13 protein-coding genes are annotated in these 13617 nt (G+C 76.1%); 6 read left to right on the top strand and 7 right to left on the bottom strand.

Annotated elements, in window-relative coordinates; genetic code table 11:
• Nucleotides 1-99 precede the first annotated feature (99 nt).
• A complete protein-coding gene (truA, locus tag ABD080_RS09275; protein WP_137770161.1) occupies nucleotides 100-975 on the bottom strand; it encodes a tRNA pseudouridine(38-40) synthase TruA in 876 nt (291 codons plus the stop codon).
• A gap of 114 nt (nucleotides 976-1089) precedes the next feature.
• Between truA and purD the strand changes: the two genes are divergently transcribed.
• Both purD and ABD080_RS09265 read left to right on the top strand, forming a co-directional pair.
• On the top strand, nucleotides 1090-2382 hold the full coding sequence (gene purD / locus ABD080_RS09270; RefSeq protein WP_137770160.1) for a phosphoribosylamine--glycine ligase: 1293 nt from the start codon (nucleotides 1090-1092) through the stop codon (nucleotides 2380-2382).
• The gene (locus ABD080_RS09265; RefSeq protein ID WP_137770159.1) at nucleotides 2379-3284 is read left to right on the top strand and encodes a phosphoribosylaminoimidazolesuccinocarboxamide synthase; all 906 of its coding nucleotides are present in this window, start codon (nucleotides 2379-2381) and stop codon (nucleotides 3282-3284) included. Before purD ends, ABD080_RS09265 begins: the two co-directional genes overlap by 4 nt.
• Before the next feature lie 28 nt (nucleotides 3285-3312).
• On the opposite strand, the gene ABD080_RS09260 is transcribed toward ABD080_RS09265, so the two are convergent.
• On the bottom strand, nucleotides 3313-4041 hold the full coding sequence (locus ABD080_RS09260; RefSeq protein WP_137770158.1) for an MBL fold metallo-hydrolase: 729 nt from the start codon (nucleotides 4039-4041) through the stop codon (nucleotides 3313-3315).
• A gap of 212 nt (nucleotides 4042-4253) precedes the next feature.
• Here ABD080_RS09260 and purS point away from each other — a divergent pair, with 212 nt between their 5' ends.
• Together purS and purQ are read left to right on the top strand one after the other, a co-directional pair.
• Nucleotides 4254-4505: a phosphoribosylformylglycinamidine synthase subunit PurS gene (gene purS / locus ABD080_RS09255; RefSeq protein WP_137770157.1), complete on the top strand. Its 252-nt coding sequence runs from the start codon at nucleotides 4254-4256 to the stop codon at nucleotides 4503-4505.
• Nucleotides 4505-5230, top strand: a complete 726-nt coding sequence (purQ, locus tag ABD080_RS09250; RefSeq protein ID WP_137770156.1) for a phosphoribosylformylglycinamidine synthase subunit PurQ — start codon at nucleotides 4505-4507, stop codon at nucleotides 5228-5230. Before purS ends, purQ begins: the two co-directional genes overlap by 1 nt.
• Before the next feature lie 102 nt (nucleotides 5231-5332).
• Here the strand turns inward: purQ and ABD080_RS09245 are convergent, their stop codons facing one another.
• Both ABD080_RS09245 and ABD080_RS09240 read right to left on the bottom strand, forming a co-directional pair.
• On the bottom strand, nucleotides 5333-6592 hold the full coding sequence (locus ABD080_RS09245; RefSeq protein WP_137770155.1) for a class I SAM-dependent methyltransferase: 1260 nt from the start codon (nucleotides 6590-6592) through the stop codon (nucleotides 5333-5335).
• Nucleotides 6589-7641 carry a pirin family protein gene (locus ABD080_RS09240; protein ID WP_137770154.1) on the bottom strand — a complete coding sequence of 351 codons (1053 nt, stop codon included), beginning with the start codon at nucleotides 7639-7641 and terminating at the stop codon, nucleotides 6589-6591. Before ABD080_RS09240 ends, ABD080_RS09245 begins: the two co-directional genes overlap by 4 nt.
• A 39-nt stretch (nucleotides 7642-7680) precedes the next feature.
• Here ABD080_RS09240 and ABD080_RS09235 point away from each other — a divergent pair, with 39 nt between their 5' ends.
• Both ABD080_RS09235 and ABD080_RS09230 read left to right on the top strand, forming a co-directional pair.
• Nucleotides 7681-8817 (top strand): serine hydrolase domain-containing protein, encoded by a 1137-nt coding sequence (locus tag ABD080_RS09235; RefSeq protein WP_137770153.1) that lies wholly within the window; start codon nucleotides 7681-7683, stop codon nucleotides 8815-8817.
• Between the two features lie 105 nt (nucleotides 8818-8922).
• Nucleotides 8923-9888, top strand: coding sequence for a nucleoside hydrolase (locus ABD080_RS09230; RefSeq protein ID WP_137770152.1), 966 nt, complete (start codon nucleotides 8923-8925; stop codon nucleotides 9886-9888).
• Nucleotides 9889-9910: 22 nt separating this feature from the next.
• On the opposite strand, the gene ABD080_RS09225 is transcribed toward ABD080_RS09230, so the two are convergent.
• The 3 genes from ABD080_RS09225 to ABD080_RS09215 are packed head-to-tail and all read right to left on the bottom strand — an operon-like array spanning nucleotide 9911 to nucleotide 13505.
• A complete protein-coding gene (locus ABD080_RS09225) occupies nucleotides 9911-10825 on the bottom strand; it encodes a MaoC/PaaZ C-terminal domain-containing protein (RefSeq protein WP_343904451.1) in 915 nt (304 codons plus the stop codon).
• Entirely contained in the window at nucleotides 10822-12162 is a 1341-nt protein-coding gene (locus tag ABD080_RS09220) for a 3-oxoacyl-ACP reductase (RefSeq protein ID WP_343904450.1), read from the bottom strand. Before ABD080_RS09220 ends, ABD080_RS09225 begins: the two co-directional genes overlap by 4 nt.
• 29 nt (nucleotides 12163-12191) lie before the next feature.
• A complete protein-coding gene (locus ABD080_RS09215) occupies nucleotides 12192-13505 on the bottom strand; it encodes an acetyl-CoA C-acetyltransferase (protein ID WP_137770149.1) in 1314 nt (437 codons plus the stop codon).
• Nucleotides 13506-13617: the final 112 nt, after the last annotated feature.

Raw genomic sequence — 13617 nt, 5'->3', positions numbered from 1 at the left:
GCACGACGACGCCCCAGGATAGTCGCGGGCGAGCAGGGGGGTCAACGCGGGGAGCGCCCCTCGGGGAGTGGCTTCGCCCACGTCCGCCGCGCCCGGGGCTCAGCCCCGGAGGGTCCGCGCCCGTCGCGCCTGCTCGGCGAGGCCGTCGTCCGGCGGGTACTCGATGTCCTCGAGGGTGAGGCCCTGGGGCGGGCACAGGCTCGCGGCGCCCGCCTCGCCGCGCCGGCCGGCCTCGCGGGTGCGGGCGGCGAGCACCGCCGCGGGCCAGCCCTCCCCCTGGCGGCCCTCCCCCACGGGCAGCAGTGTCCCCACGAGCGAGCGGACCATGTGGTGGCAGAAGGCGTCGGCCCGCACGGTCGCGACGACGAGCCCCGCATCGGCGAAGCCGGGGCCCGGGCGCTCCCAGCGCAGCAGCTCGAGGGTGCGCGTGGTGCTCGCCCCCTCGCGGGGCCGGCAGAAGGAGAGGAAGTCGTGCTCGCCGAGCAGCACCTCGCTCGCCCGGTCCATGGCCTCCACGTCGAGGGGCCGACGGTGGCGCAGCACGTCCCGGCGCAGCGGGTCGTGCACGGACGGGGAGTCGGAGATCCGGTAGCGGTAGGTGCGGCGCAGCGCGCCGAAGCGGGCGTCGAACGCGTCCGGGACGACCCGTGCGGTGTGGACGACGACGTCCGCCGGCAGGACGCCCGCGAGCCGGGTCACGAGGGCCGCGGCGGGGTCCCGGTCGGAGCGGCCCGGCAGCCCCGCGAGGACCTGCTCACCGAGGTCGAGGTGGCACACCTGCCCTCGGGCGTGGACGCCGGTGTCGGTGCGACCGGCGACGGTGACGGCGACCGGGGTGCGCGTCACCTGGGCGAGCGCGGCCTCGAGCTCCCCCTGCACGGTGCGCAGGCCCGGCTGGACGGCCCAGCCGTGGAAGTCGCTGCCGTCGTAGGAGAGGTCGAGCCGCAGGCGGCGGGTGGGGTCGGGCTCCGGCATACGGGCGATCGTAGCGGCGAGCGGTCCGCCCCTCCTCGTGCCCGCCCCGGGCCGCGCCCTCCGCAGTGCGGGCACCTCCGCGGGAGGTGGACGGCCGTCGGTACGCTGGCCCGCGTGAAGATCCTCGTCATCGGCTCCGGTGGTCGCGAGCACGCGATCGTGCGCCGCCTCGCCGCCGATTCCCCCGCCCCCGAGCTCCACGCCGCCCCCGGCAATCCCGGGATCGCCGCGCTCGCGACCTGCCACGACGTCTCCGTCGACGACCTCGACGGCCAGGTGGCGCTCGCGCAGGAAGTCTCCCCCGACCTCGTCGTCGTCGGCCCCGAGGCCCCGCTCGTCGCGGGCGCCGCCGACAGGCTCCGCGCGGCGGGCCTGACGGTCTTCGGCCCCTCCCAGGAGGCCGCACGGCTCGAGGGCTCCAAGACCTGGGCGAAGGAGATCATGGACGCCGCGCGCGTCCCCACGGCCATGGCGGTCACCGCGACCACGGGGGACGAGGTGCTCCCCGCGCTGGACCGCGTGAACCCGCTGCGGGACGTGCCCTTCGTCGTGAAGGCCGACGGCCTCGCCGCCGGCAAGGGCGTCGTCGTCACCCCGGACATCGAGCACGCGATCGCCCACGGCCGCGCCGTGATCGGCGCCGGCGGCTCCGTCGTCGTCGAGGAGTACCTCGACGGCCCCGAGGTCTCCCTGTTCTGCGTGAGCGACGGCACCCGCGTCGTCCCGCTCGCCCCCGCCCAGGACTTCAAGCGCGCGCTCGACGGCGACGAGGGCCCCAACACCGGCGGCATGGGCGCCTACTCCCCGCTCCCCTGGGCCCCCGCCGGTCTCGTCGAGGAGATCGTCGAGAAGGTCGCCCAGCCCACGATCGACGAGCTCGCCGCACGCGGCATCCCCTTCGTGGGCGTGCTCTACTGCGGCCTCGCGCTCACCGCCCGCGGCGTGCGCGTGGTCGAGTTCAACGCCCGCTTCGGCGACCCGGAGACCCAGGTGGTCCTCGAGCGGCTCACCTCGCCGCTCGGACCGCTGCTGCTCGCCGCCGCCCGGGGTGACCTCACCACCGCCGGCGAGCTCACCTGGAGCGACGATGCCGCGGTGACCGTGGTGATCGCCTCCGCCGGCTACCCGCGGAAGAACCGCACCGGTGACGTGGTCACCGGGATCGAGCAGGCCGAGGCCACCGGGGCCCACGTGATCCACTCCGGGACCGCCCTCGACGCCGACGGGGACCTCGTGAGCGCCGGCGGCCGGGTGCTGTGCGTCGTGGGCCGCGGCCGGAACCTCTCGGCCGCCCGCGCCGCCGCCCTCGCCGGGGTCGACGCGATCGGCCTCGAGGGCTCCCACCACCGCACCGACATCGCCGCCGAGGCCGCCGGGTCCGAGTCCCGGAGCGGGGGCCGCGCATGAGCACCGCGCTGATCGAGGCGCCCGAGCTCGAGGGCTGGGACCACGCCGTCACCGGCAAGGTGCGCGAGCTGTACGTGCCCGCCGGGGAGGACGTGAGCACCGCCCAGGAGGTGCTCGTCCTCGCCACGGACCGGATCAGCGCCTACGACCACTCCCTGCAGCCGGGGATCCCGGACAAGGGCCGCCTGCTCACCGGGATCAGCCTGTTCTGGTTCGAGCAGCTCGCCGATCTCCTCCCCCACCACGTGCTCTCCGCGACCGACGTCCCGGAGCAGGTCGCCGGGCGCGCGCTGCGCTGCCGGGGCCTGGACATGGTGCCGCTGGAGTGCATCGCCCGCGGCTATCTCACGGGCTCCGGCCTCGCCGACTACCGCGCGGGCGGCTCCGTGGGCGGGCACGTGCTGCCCGCGGGCCTGCGCGAGGCCTCCCGCCTGGACCCGGCGATCTTCACGCCGTCCACGAAGGCGGGCCCCGGCGAGCACGACGAGAACATCACCGTCGCGGAGGCGGGCGACCGCCTCGGCGAGGAGCTCGTCGCGGAGCTCGGCAGCCTGACCCTCGCGGTCTACGAGCGGGCCCGCTCGCTCGCCGCGGAGCGCGGCATCCTGCTCGCGGACACGAAGCTCGAGTTCGGCCGCTCCCGCACCGACGGCGCCCTGACCCTCGGCGACGAGGTGCTCACCCCGGACTCCTCGCGGTTCTGGTCCGCGGAGTCCTACCGCGAGGGCGCCGCGCAGCCGAGCCTGGACAAGCAGTACGTGCGCGACTGGCTCACCTCCCGCGCCTCCGGCTGGCACAAGGGCTCCTCGACGCCGCCGCCGGAGCTCCCGGCGGAGGTCGTCGAGCAGACCCGCGCGCGTTACGTCGAGGCCTACGAGCGGCTCACCGGCACGAGCTTCTGAGCCGGGCGGGACCCGCCCCGGGCTGCGCTCAGAGCTCGACCTCGCCGTCCACGCCCCAGTCGCGCACCTCGGTGCCGGCGGGGGCGAGGGCGGCGGACTGCCGCAGGAAGATCGGGCGACCCAGCTCGCTCGCGACCGCCTCGTGGACGGGCAGGGCGAGCACGGGACGCACCTCGCGGAGGAACTCGATCGTCTCGCTCATCTTCGACCAGGGGGCGACGACGGCGAAGGCGAGCACGTCGATGCCGTGGAACTCGGGGACCGGTTCGAGGGAGTCGCCCGTGATCCCCAGGCGGGGCCCCTCACCGGCACGCAGCACCAGGCCGCAGTTGCCCACGCGCGGGATGTCCGGGTGGATGATCGCGTGCCGGCCGCCCACCGCCTCGATCCGCAGCTTCGGCTCCCCGGCCGCGGCCGGGAACACGTGCGCGGCCCCCGCGGCGAGCGAGAGGGTGCGCCCCCGCGGCACGGCGGGCCCCTCCCCCATCGGCCCCGCGTCCGCCTGCTCGAGCAGCGTCGCGGTCTCCGGCTCCGCGACGACCACGGCGTCGGGGCTCGCGGCGAGCACCTCGGCGAGCAGCGCGCGGGAGACGTGATCGGTGTGCTGGTGGGTGATCGCGACGACGTCGATCGCGGAGAGGACCTCGGGGCCGAGCGCGCGCACGGCCTCGGCGCTGAAGGCGCCCGGGTCCACGAGGACGCGGCGGCCCCCGAGCTCGACGAGCAGGCACGAGTGGACGAGATGGCGGATGCGCATGGCGGGACCTCCTGGCGGGGCGGGCGCTGACGCACAGCACGGTACGCCGCCCGCCCGGGACCCGCGGCGGGGCGGCGGATGCCCGGCGGCGGGCGCCCGGGCACCGCGGGCCCCGCAGTCGATACGATGGGCCCTGCAGACGCTCGCGGCCGCTCCCTCCGGGGCCGCCCCGGGCCCTCGCCCACCCAGCGCCGTCCCCCAGGAGAACGCCCATGCCACGCGTCGTGGTCCACGTCATGCCGAAGCCGGAGATCCTCGACCCGCAGGGGAAGGCCGTCGCCGCCGCCCTGCCCCGCCTCGGCTTCGAGGGGATCGCCTCCGTGCGCCAGGGCAAGCGGTTCGAGCTCGAGGTGGAGGGCGAGGCGACCGAGGAGGTCCTCGCGACCCTCCGCGAGGCCGCCTCGACGCTGCTGTCCAACCCGGTGATCGAGGACGTCGTCGCCCTCGAGGTCGAGGACGCCTGATGCGCATCGGCGTGGTGACCTTCCCGGGCACCCTCGACGACCGGGACGCCCTGCGGGCCGTGCGCCTCGCGGGCGGCGAGCCCGTCTCCCTGTGGCACGGCGACGACGACCTCCAGGCCGTCGACGCGGTCGTGCTGCCGGGCGGCTTCTCCTACGGCGACTACCTCCGCGCGGGCGCGATCAGCGGCTTCGCCCCGGTGATGGGCAAGCTCGTGGACGCCGCGAAGGGCGGGCTGCCCGTGCTCGGCATCTGCAACGGCTTCCAGATCCTCTGCGAGACCCACCTGCTGCCCGGCGCGATGATCAAGAACGCGCACCGCTCGTTCCTGTGCCGCGACCAGCCCCTGCGGATCGAGAACAACCGCACCGCGTGGACCACGGAGTACGCGGAGGGCCAGGTCATCCGCGTGCCGCTGAAGAACCAGGACGGCCAGTACGTGGCCGACGACCGCACCCTCGCGCAGCTCGAGGACGAGGGCCGCGTCGTGTTCCGCTACGTCGCGGGCGCGACCCACGGCCCGGCGGGCTTCGAGGCGAACCCCAACGGCTCGCGCCACGACATCGCCGGCATCACCAACGAGGCGGGCAACGTCGTGGGGCTCATGCCGCACCCCGAGCACGCGGTCGAGGCGGGCTTCGGCCCGGACCAGCCGGGCGAGGGCACCCGCACCGGGACCGACGGGCTGGGCCTGTTCACCTCGGTGCTGCGCAGCCTGGTGGCCTGACGGGCCGCACGGCTCCTGCCGCCGAGAGGCGCGCTCCGACCTCCGGGTCGGGGCGCGCCTCTCGCGTTCCCGGGCTGGTCGACCCGGGGCCCGTCGGGCCGCTCAGCGGCGGCGGGCGCTCAGCACCGTGAAGCGACGGTCCCGGGCGCGCTCGCGCACCGCGCCGATCCGTCGCGCGAGCTCCGCGCGGTAGCGCAGGGAGGAGTTGTGGACGAGCCACAGCTCCCCACCGGGGCGCAGCACCCTCGCGGCGGCGTCGAGCAGGTCCTGCACGAGCGTCGCGTCGACCGCGGTGCCGTCGTGGAAGGGCGGGTTCAGCACCACGAGATCCACGCCGCCCACGCCGCCCGGCGCGGCGGCGCCCGGCCCGTCCTCGTCCCCGAGGAGGTCGTCGAGCTCCGCCGCTGCCTCGGCCTCCTCGCGGGTGCGCTCGAGGGCGTCCTCCCAGACGACGTCGACCCCGTCGCGGTCCAGGCCGTTCGCGGCGAGGGTCGCGCGGGTGGAGAGCACGGCGTCCGCGTCGTCGTCGCTGCCGCGCACCCGCGCCCCGGGCAGCGCCGCGGCGAGGTACGCGGTGAGCAGCCCGTTGCCGCTGCCGAGGTCGATCGCGGAGCGGATCCCCTCCGTGCCCCGGCGGAGGTGCTCGTCGAGGGCGCCCAGCAGGAGCAGGCTGCCGGCGTCCGCCGCGGCGCCGCCGAACACCCCGCCGTGCGCGCGCAGCGCGAGGGCGCGCCGCTCCCCGAGCACGGCGACCTCGGCGCCGCCCTCCTGGGCCCGCGGCGCCGGGGCGTCCTCCCGGACCCCGCTCGCGATCAGCGCGCGGGACTTGCCGACCCCGCGGCCGCCCCGCACCTCGGTGAAGGCACGGGCGAGCACCTCGTTCTGGCTGCGGGTCATGTGCTTGACGCGGCCGCCGGCGACGAGCGTGTGCTCCCGCGCGCCGTCCCCGGAGCGGGCGCCGGCGAGCGCGAGGGCGGTGTCCTCGAGGGCGCGGAGCGACTTGGGCAGGCGCGCGAGCACCGTCAGGCATCCCTCCCCCGCGGCGGCGGCCTCGGCGAGCGGGGCGGGCTCGGCGCCCTCCTCGCCGGCCGTGGCGAGGACCAGGCGGCCGCTCGCGAGCGCATCGGCGAAGCGTGCGGCGAGCGACGTGGTGAGGGCGCGGGAGGAGGCGCGGGTGATCACGCGGCCGTCCTCGTGCTCGGCCATGGTCGTGAGGGCGAAGGCGGTGAGCGCGCCGGTCGCGTCGTCCAGGACGAGGACGTCGCAGGGGCAGCCGATGCCCTCCTCCTCGGCGGCGGCGATGATCGCGCGGTCCGTCTGGTCGGGGGCGGGCGCCGGGTCGTGCGGCGTGCTGGTGGTCATGCGGGGTGCTCCTCGGGGTGGCCCACGCGGCCGCGGGTGCGCAGCCGTCCGTGGGGAAGGGCGGGGGCGGGCAGGGCCGCCGGGGTGTGCGGGGCGAAGGGGCCGAACTGCTCGGCGTCGGCGGCGAGGCCGGCGCGCTCGCGGGTCAGCGGGTCCACGGCGGTGCCGTCGGGTCCGTCCTCGACGCCGATCTCGACCTGGTAGCGGGCGCGGAAGGCGGCGATCTCCTCGTGGGTGCGGCCCACGAAGTTCCACCACATGAGGATCTCCTCGCCGAGCGGCTCCCCGCCGAGCAGCAGGACCCGCAGGTCCTCGCCCTCCGTGGCGGTGAGGGTGAGGGAGGAGGCGCCGTCGGGCAGGACGTTCAGCTCCCGCGGGGCCGCGGTCGTGGATCGCTCTCCCGCCTCGAGGCGGGCCGTGCCGCGGTCCACGAGCAGTCCGTGCTCGTGGGACGGGTCGAGGTCCATGCTCGCGCTCGTCCCGGCGGCGAGGTCGATCTGGGCGAGGAGGAGGGCGGTGTCGGTCGTGACGGGGCTCGCGTCGGCGAGCACGGCGCCGCCCGCGCGGAGGGTGAGGGCGCCGAGGCCCACCCGCATCCGGGCGGGGCCGCCCGCCTGCTCCGCGGGGGTGGCGACGAGGAACTCGCGCTCGCGGAAGCGGCGGGCGTCGGGCAGCGCGTACCAGAGCTGGACGCCGTGCAGCACGGTCGTGTCCGGGCTCGAGAACTCCGAGTGGGTGATGCCGGCACCCGCGACCATGAGGTCCAGGTCGCCGGGGCGCACGAGGGCGTGGCTGCCGAGGGCGTCGCGGTGCACGATCGCGCCGTCGAACAGCCAGGAGACGGTCGCGAGCCCGGTGTGCGGGTGGCGGGGCACGCGCATCCCGCCGGAGGCCTCGACGTCGTCGGGGCCGAAGTGGTCCACGAAGCACCAGGCGCCGATGAGGGAGGTGGCGCGGGCCGGGAGGGTGCGGTGCACGGTCATCGCTCGCGGGCCTCCCAGCGGGACCTCGCGCGGCGCAAGCAGCAGGAAGTCCTCGAACGCGCTCATGCCCGCGAGTCTACGGGCGCGCCTGCGTAGGCTGGCGGCATGCCGACCCCCGCGGCCCCGTCCCCCGGCTCCTCCCGCTCCGCCGAGTCCGTGCTCGAGGACGCCGTGCGGCGCGGTGTGGTGCCGGGTGGCATCGTCGCCCGCGGCCGCGATCCGCGACCGGTGCCCGTCGGCGTCCACGGGATACGCGGGGCCGACGGGACCCCGTGGCGCGGCGACGAGATCGTGCGCATCCAGTCCATGTCCAAGGCGATCCTCGCGGTCGCCGCGCTGCGCCTCGTGGAGCACGGCGCGCTGGCGCTGGACTCCCCGGTCGCGCCCTGGATGCCGGAGCTCGCGGCGCCGCGGGTGCTGCGCCGCCCCGACGCCCCGCTGACGGACACGGTCGCGACCGACGCCCCGCTCACCCTGCGCCACCTGCTGACCTGCACCTCGGGCTACGGCATGGCGCTCACGCCGTCCCCGCTGCAGGACGCGATGCGGGAGGCGGGCCTCGAGGCGGGCGCGCTGCCCTGGCCGATGGACGCGGACGTCTTCGTCGGCGCCCTCGCCGCGCTGCCGCTCGTCGGGCAGCCCGGTGCGCGCTGGCGCTACCACCACTCCTTCTCCCTGCTCGGGGTGCTGATCTCCCGCGTGACCGGGACGAGCACCGGGGAGCACCTGCGCACGGACCTGCTCGACCCGCTCGGCATGGTCGACACCGCGCACCGCGTCCCCGCCGGGCAGGAGCACCGCCTGCCGCCCGCCCTCGGTGAGGAGGACAGCGCGCTCGTGGAGCGCGAGCCGGCCGGGGGCGGCCCGCTCACCGGTCCCGCCCCGCACGACGTGAGCCACGAGGAGCTCGTCTCGACCGCGGCGGACTACCTGCGCTTCCTCACCGCGCTCCGGGACGGTGCCCTGCTCACGCCCGCGCACCTCGCGCTCATGACGAGCGACCAGGTACCCGCCGCGGCGAAGGACCCGGACGGCTTCTTCCCCGGGTTCTGGGAGACGACCGGCTGGGGCATGGGGGTGTGCACGGTGACCGCCGGTGCGCACCGGGGCCGCTGGGGATGGTCCGGCGGCTACGGCACGGACGTCTTCGTGGACCCCGACGGCTCCGTGGGCCTGCTGCTCACCCAGCTCGAGATGGGTGAGCGGATCGGCTCGCTGCTCGAGGCATTCCAGAAGAGCTGAGTCGAGCTGAGTCGAGCCGGTCGGGCGCCGCGCACGGGGTCGTCGTCCTCGACCTTCCGCGGATGGGCCATGGGGCGATCATGCCGCAGCCCGTAGGCTCCCGCCATGACGCTCCCCCTCCTGGTCGACTGCGACACCGGCATCGACGACGCGATCGCCCTGACCTACCTCGCCTGCCGGGAGGACGTGGAGGTGGCCGGGATCGTCTCGACCGGCGGCAACGTGCCCGTGGAGGCCGTGCACCGCAACAACCTCGTGCTCACGGGCCTGCTGGGGCTCGAGGTTCCCGTCTCGCGTGGGGCGGGGGCCCCGCTCGTGGAGCCGCCCATGTACGCGGAGGACACCCACGGGCCGACGGGCCTCGGCCATGCGGTGCTGCCGGAGCCGGAGCGGGAGGAGGATCCCCGCGCGGGCGCGCAGCTGTGGGTGGACCTCGCCCGGGAGCGTCCCGGCGAGCTCGAGGGCCTCGTGCTGGGCCCGCACACGAACCTCGCCCTCGCGCTCGAGATCGAGCCGGAGCTGCCGCGGCTGCTGCGACGCCTGCACATCATGGGCGGGGCGATTCATCACCGCGGGAACACGGGACCCACGAGCGAGTGGAACGTGGCCGTGGACCCGGAGGCCGCGCAGCGCGTGCTCGCCGCCTTCTCCGGCGTCCCGCGGCGACCGGTGCTCGGCTCCCTCGAGGCGACCGAGGCGGTGCGCTTCGAGCCCGCGACCCTCGAGGCGGTCGAGGCGATCGCGAGCGGCACGGGGCACCCGGTCGCGCAGATCATCGCGGACGCCCTGCGCTTCTACTTCGCCTTCCACGAGTCCGACGGCTTCGGCTGGATGGCCCACGTGCACGACCCGATCGTCGCGATCCACGCCGTGACCGGCGGCTTCGCCTCGACCTCCCCGCTCGCCGTGGACGTCGAGCTCGCGGGGACGCTCACCCGCGGGCAGACGGTCGGCGACGTGCTGGGCCGCTGGGGCCGCGAGCCGAACGTCGACGTGCTGCGCGAGGTGCAGGCGGAGGCCTTCGTGGAGCATCTGCTCTCGACGCTCCGCGAGGGCCTCTCCCGCGACTGACCCGCCCTCAGCCGACCCGGACTCAGCCGAGCGGCGTCACCGCGACCTCGAAGCAGCGGCGGTCGGGCTTCCCGTCCCGCCCGGGTCGCCAGCCCACGCAGGTGGTCGAGCCGTCGGCCCGGTCCTCGTAGGAGACGAGCACCGTGCCGGGCAACGTGACGGGGGCGTCGAACTCGACGTCCCAGCGCAGCGGCCGCGAGAGGTCCGGCCGGGCCTCGGTGAGCGCCCGCGCGGCGGTGTACATGCCGTGCGCGATCGCCTTCGGGAACCCGAAGGCGCGGGCGGTCAGGCCGCTCATGTGGATGGGGTTCGCGTCCCCGGAGACCGCGGCGTAGCGGCGGCCGGTGTCCGCTCCGAGGGACCAGCGGCCGGTGGGGCGGGGCGCGACGAACTCGCGGCGCCGCGAGGGGGAATCCGCCCCCGTGCCCTCCGCGGCGGGGCTGTCGCCCTTGGCGAGGTAGGTGGAGACGTCCGTCGCGATGATCGCGCCGTCCTGGTCCAGCACCGTCGCGACCGCCTCGAAGGTCCAGCCCTTGCGGTGCGGGCGCAGGTCCCGCACCCGGCACTCGACGTCGACCGTCTCCCCCACGTGCACGCTGCGGTGCTGGAGCAGCTGGTTGCGCAGGTGCACCACGCCCAGCAGCGGGAAGGGGAACTCGTCCCGCGCCATGAGCGCGAGCGAGACGGGGAAGGCGAGGATGTGCAGCACCGCGGGGTGGACGAGGTCCGTCGCGGCGCCGCCCAGCAGGTGGTCCACGTCCCGGGCCCGCTCCGCGTCGATCCGCACCCCGCGCACGCGGTAGGCGAGCGCGGGCAGCCGGGGAGTCCCGCGGCGGGAGCGGCGCGCGCGGGACGGCGTGAGCGCCGCCGCGTACACCGCGGGGAAGGACGGGACGTCCCGGAGGTCCTTGATCGTCTCGGCGATCACGGGTCTCACCGCCCCACGATGTTCTGGCCGCACACGCGCAGCGTCTGGCCGTGGATGCCGCCGGCCTCGTCGGAGGCGAGGAAGGCGATCGCCTCGGCGACGTCCACGGGGAGCCCGCCCTGGCGCAGCGAGCTCACGCGCCGCGCGAGCTCGCGGTTCAGCGGGGGCATCCGGGCGGTCATCTCGGTCTCGATGAAGCCGGGCGCGACCGCGTTCGCCGTCCCGCCGAGCTCCCGGAGCCGCTCGGCGAGCGCGGCGACGAAGGCCATGACGCCGGCCTTCGAGGTCGCGTAGTTGGTCTGCCCGGCGTTGCCGGCGATGCCGCTCGTCGAGGCGAGGGACACGACGCGGGGCTGCGGGCCGAGCGCGTCCCCGGCCGCGATCAGCGCCTCCATGAGCGTGATCTGGCTCGTGATGTTCACCGCGAGCACGCTGTCCCAGCGGTCCGGCGTCATGTTCGCGAACATCTTGTCGCGGGTGATGCCGGCGTTGAGGACCACGCCGTCGAGCACGAGTCCCCGCTCGCGCAGCTGGGCGACGAGCCGCTCGCCGGCGCCCGCGGAGGTCACGTCGAGCTGCACGGGCACGGCCCGCAGCTCGTTCGCGAGGCGCGCGAGCTCGGTGCCCGCGCCGGGCACGTCCAGGAGCACGAGACGGGCGCCGTCGGCGGCGAGGGTCCGCGCGATCGCCGCGCCGATGCCGCGAGCGGCGCCGGTGACGAGCACGGTGCGCTCGGCGAAGGGGCGCGAGCGGTCCGCCGGGGCGGAGCCCTCGGCGCCGTCCACGGTGAGGATCTGGCCGTCGACGTAGGCGCTGCGGGCGGAGAGCAGGAAACGCAGGGCGCCCAGCACGCTCGGGGCGTCCAGGGGCACGCCGTCGGCGACCTGCACGCCGTTCGCCGTGCCGCCGCCGCGCATCTCGTGGGCGAGGGAGCGCAGCCAGCCCTCGACGCCGCCGCGGGCGGCGTCCCGGGCGGGGTCCTCCCCCGTCGCGGGACGGGAGAGGGAGACGACGCGCGCGCCGGGTGCGAGGGAGCGCATGGCCCCGGCGAGCGGGAGCAGGATCTCGCCCAGCTCCGCGGGGGCGGCGACCTCGTCGAGGACGGCGACCACGGAGCCGACGGTGCGCAGCTCGTCGAAGCGGCGGCGGACGTCGACGCCCTCGGCGAGCAGCAGGGAGGTGATGGCGTCGGCCCCGGCCGAGCGGCCGAGCACGACGACGGGGCCGAGCACGGGCTCGGGGCGGTCCTCGCGGCGCAGCAGGCGGGAGGGGCGCGGGAGCCCCAGCTGCTTGGCGATGGTCCTTCCCGGCGCGGAGCGGACGAAGCGGGTGTAGGCGTCGGTCATGGTGACCTCGGTTCTCCTTCCCGTCGCGCTCAGGCGACGGACTCGATGAGGGCCACGGTGCCCTGGCCGGCGGCCGCGCAGATCGACACGAGGCCGCGCTGCACGGTCCCGGTCTCGACGTGGCGGGCGTGGAGGTGCTTGGCGAGGCTCGCGATGATGCGGCCGCCGGTCGCCGCGAAGGGGTGCCCGGCGGCGAGCGAGGAGCCCAGCGGGTTGAGCTTCGTGCGGTCGATCGCGCCGAGCGCGCCGTCGCGGCCCAGGCGCTCGCGGCAGAACTCCTCGGACTCCCAGGCCTTGAGGGTCGCGAGCACGGTCGCCGCGAAGGCCTCGTGGATCTCGTAGACGTCGAGGTCCTGGAGGGTCAGGCCGTTCGCGTCGAGCAGCTCGGGGACGGCGTAGGCGGGGGCCATGAGGAGACCCTCGTCGCCGTGCACGAAGTCGACCGCGGCGGAGCGGGCGTCGATCACGCGGGCGAGCGGGGTGAGGCCGCGCTCGGCGGCGAACTCGGCGCTGCCCAGCAGCACCGCGGAGGCGCCGTCGGTGAGCGGGGTCGAGTTGCCGGCGGTCATCGTGGGCTCGGCGACCTGGGGGCTCTTCACGCCGAAGACGGGCTTGAGGCCGGCGAGCTTCTCGAGGGTCGAGTCCGCGCGCAGGTTCTGGTCGCGGGAGAGGCCGCGGTAGCCGGTGACGAGGTCGTCGTGGAAGCCGGCGTCGTAGGAGGCGGCGAGGTGCTGGTGCGAGGCGAGCGCGAGCTCGTCCTGCGCCTCGCGGGTGATGCCCCACTGCGCGGCGGTGAGGGCCATGTGCTCGCCCATCGAGAGCCCGGTGCGGGGCTCGCCGTTGCGCGGGGGCACGGGGGCGAGGTCCGCGGGGCGGATCGCGGCGAGGGCCTTGAGGCGGTCGGCGGTGCTGCGGGCGGCGCTCGCGCGGTGGAGGATGCGGCGCAGGCGGGCGGAGACCTCGATCGGGGCGTCGGAGGTGGAGTCGACGCCCGCGGCGATCGCGGAGTCGATCTGGCCCAGGCGGATCCGGTTGGAGACGTGGACGACGGCCTCGAGGCCGGTCGCGCAGGCCTTGGAGAGATCGATCGCAGGGGTGCGGGGGTCCAGCGGGGTGCCCAGCGCGCTCTCGCGGGTGAGGTTGAGGTCCCCGGCGAGCTTGAGCACGGCGCCGCCGGCGACCTCGCCGAGGCGCGCGCCCTGGAGGCCGTAGCGGGCGATGAGGCCGTCGAGCGCGGCGGTGAGCAGGTCCTGGTTCGAGATCCCGGCGTAGGGGCCGTTCGCGCGGGCGAAGGGGAGGCGGTTGCCGCCGAGGATCAGGGCGTCGCGGGGGCTGGAGTTCACGGTGCACCTCGTTGTGGTCGCGGGTCGGGGTCGGTCCGTCGTCGCCGGGCTCCCGCGGGTGGCGGGAGTCCGGCGGTCGTGGGCGGCGCCGGTGTCGGCAGAGGATCCGTGG

Origin of the sequence: Brachybacterium rhamnosum (assembly GCF_039526185.1) — a bacterium.
Classification (GTDB): domain Bacteria; phylum Actinomycetota; class Actinomycetes; order Actinomycetales; family Dermabacteraceae; genus Brachybacterium; species Brachybacterium rhamnosum.
This window is presented reverse-complemented; position numbering and strand designations above follow the sequence as displayed.

Bases quoted from the DNA above. Each gene is read 5' to 3' on its own strand.
- truA (WP_137770161.1), bottom strand. From the start codon at position 975: ATGCCGGAGCCCGACCCCACCCGCCGCCTGCGGCTCGACCTCTCCTAC.
- ABD080_RS09265 (WP_137770159.1), top strand. From the start codon at position 2,379: ATGAGCACCGCGCTGATCGAGGCGCCCGAGCTCGAGGGCTGGGACCAC.
- ABD080_RS09260 (WP_137770158.1), bottom strand. From the start codon at position 4,041: ATGCGCATCCGCCATCTCGTCCACTCGTGCCTGCTCGTCGAGCTCGGG.
- purS (WP_137770157.1), top strand. From the start codon at position 4,254: ATGCCACGCGTCGTGGTCCACGTCATGCCGAAGCCGGAGATCCTCGAC.
- purQ (WP_137770156.1), top strand. From the start codon at position 4,505: ATGCGCATCGGCGTGGTGACCTTCCCGGGCACCCTCGACGACCGGGAC.
- ABD080_RS09245 (WP_137770155.1), bottom strand. From the start codon at position 6,592: ATGACCACCAGCACGCCGCACGACCCGGCGCCCGCCCCCGACCAGACG.
- ABD080_RS09240 (WP_137770154.1), bottom strand. From the start codon at position 7,641: ATGAGCGCGTTCGAGGACTTCCTGCTGCTTGCGCCGCGCGAGGTCCCG.
- ABD080_RS09235 (WP_137770153.1), top strand. From the start codon at position 7,681: ATGCCGACCCCCGCGGCCCCGTCCCCCGGCTCCTCCCGCTCCGCCGAG.
- ABD080_RS09230 (WP_137770152.1), top strand. From the start codon at position 8,923: ATGACGCTCCCCCTCCTGGTCGACTGCGACACCGGCATCGACGACGCG.
- ABD080_RS09220 (WP_343904450.1), bottom strand. From the start codon at position 12,162: ATGACCGACGCCTACACCCGCTTCGTCCGCTCCGCGCCGGGAAGGACC.